3 protein-coding genes are annotated in these 2,003 nt (G+C 34.5%); 1 reads left to right on the forward strand and 2 read right to left on the reverse strand.

The annotated features are described in order from the left end of the window. Nucleotides 1-96: 96 nt before the first annotated feature. Nucleotides 97-1,035: a glycosyltransferase family A protein gene (locus AACY61_RS12965; RefSeq protein ID WP_339612001.1), complete on the forward strand. Its 939-nt coding sequence runs from the start codon at nt 97-99 to the stop codon at nt 1,033-1,035. On the opposite strand, the gene AACY61_RS12970 is transcribed toward AACY61_RS12965, so the two are convergent. Continuing rightward, nucleotides 1,023-1,418, reverse strand: coding sequence for an FdtA/QdtA family cupin domain-containing protein (locus AACY61_RS12970; RefSeq protein ID WP_339612002.1), 396 nt, complete (start codon nt 1,416-1,418; stop codon nt 1,023-1,025). The two genes, AACY61_RS12965 and AACY61_RS12970, sit on opposite strands and share 13 nt — an antisense overlap. After that, the coding region (locus AACY61_RS12975; protein WP_339612003.1) for a glycosyltransferase at nt 1,418-2,003 on the reverse strand (586 nt) is incomplete at its 5' end. The genes AACY61_RS12970 and AACY61_RS12975, both read right to left, overlap by 1 nt.

Genomic DNA, 2,003 nt, shown 5'->3' on the forward strand with positions numbered 1-2,003 from the left:
AAAACCTACAAAGCAGTAATCCCTCGTTGTTTATCTTTGATATCTACCGCTTGTATTTTTATGCATCGTTGTATCAAACCAATAAATAAAAAATAGTTGAAATTTTCAGTCGTCATACCGCTTTACAACAAAGAAAACTTTATTGCTCAAACATTGAATTCTGTTTTAGCCCAAAGTTTTACAGACTTTGAAGTGCTTGTTATTAATGACTGCTCAACAGATAAAAGTGAACAGATTGTAAAAACTTTTGAAGATTCAAGAATACAGCTTATCCGTCATTCCAAAAACAGTGGTTTGTCTGCTTCCAGAAATACAGGCATCAAAAATGCCCGGGCCAATTATATAGCTTTTTTAGATGCTGACGACCTTTGGAAACCGGACTTTTTGAAATCCATCAATTATCTTATTGAAAACTATAAAGAAGCCTCCCTTTTTGCAACCAAGTATGAAATTAAACTAGATGACACTACCACAACTGAGTTTAAATTTAATTTTGAAAACTTTAAGAATGATGGGGTCGTTTTAAATTATTTTGAAGCGAACTTAAACCAATCTATTTTTTATCCCTCTTGTTTGTGTGTCAAAAAAGAGGTATTTGAAACAGTAGGATACTACAATGAACACGTAAACTACAGTGAAGATATTGATTTCAATATCAGGGCATTCGCTCATTTTAAACTCGCTTATTTTAATAAAGCATTGGTGACGTATTTAATGGTATCAGAGAATCAAATTACACAAAGAGGTTTACTTGGAAAAAGGATCCCCGATTATGATTTTTATGAAAAGACCTATTCCAATCGAAAAGACATTAAAAAATACCTGGATTTTCAGAGGTATATCAAAGCTAAGCTTTACAAACTCGACGGAGACAAAAAACAATTTCGAATATTACGCTCAAAAATTGATTCATCAAGTTTAAATTTAAAGCAAAAAACACTTTTAAGTTTACCCGTGTTTGTATTAAAATTGATTGGCAAGTTTAAACAGCAATTGCTCAAAAAGGGAATAAACCTAAACAGTTATTCAGATTGATGGGTTAGAAATTCATTGAAATCCCTGATGTAATCATCCTCGTCATATTCACCCGAGGCGATCACCAGACACACTGCACCTGAAGAAAAATTTTCCAATTCACGCCACACATTGGTTTTAATCAAAAGTCCTTTATCCGGTTTGTTGAGCGTGACCAGCCGGGTTTCCTTTCCATCTTTCAAAACCACATCAAAGCTACCGGAAATGGGAATTAAAAACTCCAACTGTTCCTTGTGAGCGTGACCACCTCGCTGGGCACTGCTGGGCACATCATAAAGATAGTAAACACGTTTAATTGAGTAAGGAAGAACGTTTTTTTCGATGACAGAAATATTCCCTCTCACATCTTCAATTTTTGGCAATTGTATTAGTTCAATATTCATCAGTTCACAGGTAAGTTTAGAAAGTTAAGCCATTGTTTTCCAATCGTTTCAAAATCAAATCTTTCAATGCTTTTCAGCGTCATTGATTTACAATATTTATAGAAATCGGCATCAGTAATCATCGTTTCTATTGCCCGGGTCATCGCATCAAGGTTTTGGTTTTCGACAAGAATACCGTTTTCATTTTGAATGATAATTTCAGCCGGTCCCGATTCACAATCATAAGCAACTACAGGAGTTTCACAGGCAAGGCTTTCTATTAAAATATTTGGAAAACCTTCATTTTTACTGGTTAAAGCCGTTAAATGAGCCCCTCTAAAATAGGGAAAAGGATTTTCCTGATACTCCATAAAAACAACATTATTTTCAATATTTTTTCGTTGGACCAGGTTTTGCAAATCACTTTTCAGTGCTCCATCACCCATCAGGACCAATTTGAAACCCCGTTCTTTTGCTGAAGAGCGGTCAAAGGCATGGATTAAATGGTCAAACTGTTTGATTTCGTGCATTCTTCCAATTCCAAAAATATAGGGAAATTCAAAAGGAACAAAATCTTTTGATTTTTCTTGTATTTCAGCGTGTTTC

The organism is uncultured Planktosalinus sp. (assembly GCF_963973675.1).
Classification (GTDB): Bacteria; Bacteroidota; Bacteroidia; order Flavobacteriales; family Flavobacteriaceae; genus Planktosalinus.

Bases quoted from the DNA above. Each gene is read 5' to 3' on its own strand.
- AACY61_RS12970 (WP_339612002.1), bottom strand. From the start codon at position 1,418: ATGAATATTGAACTAATACAATTGCCAAAAATTGAAGATGTGAGAGGG.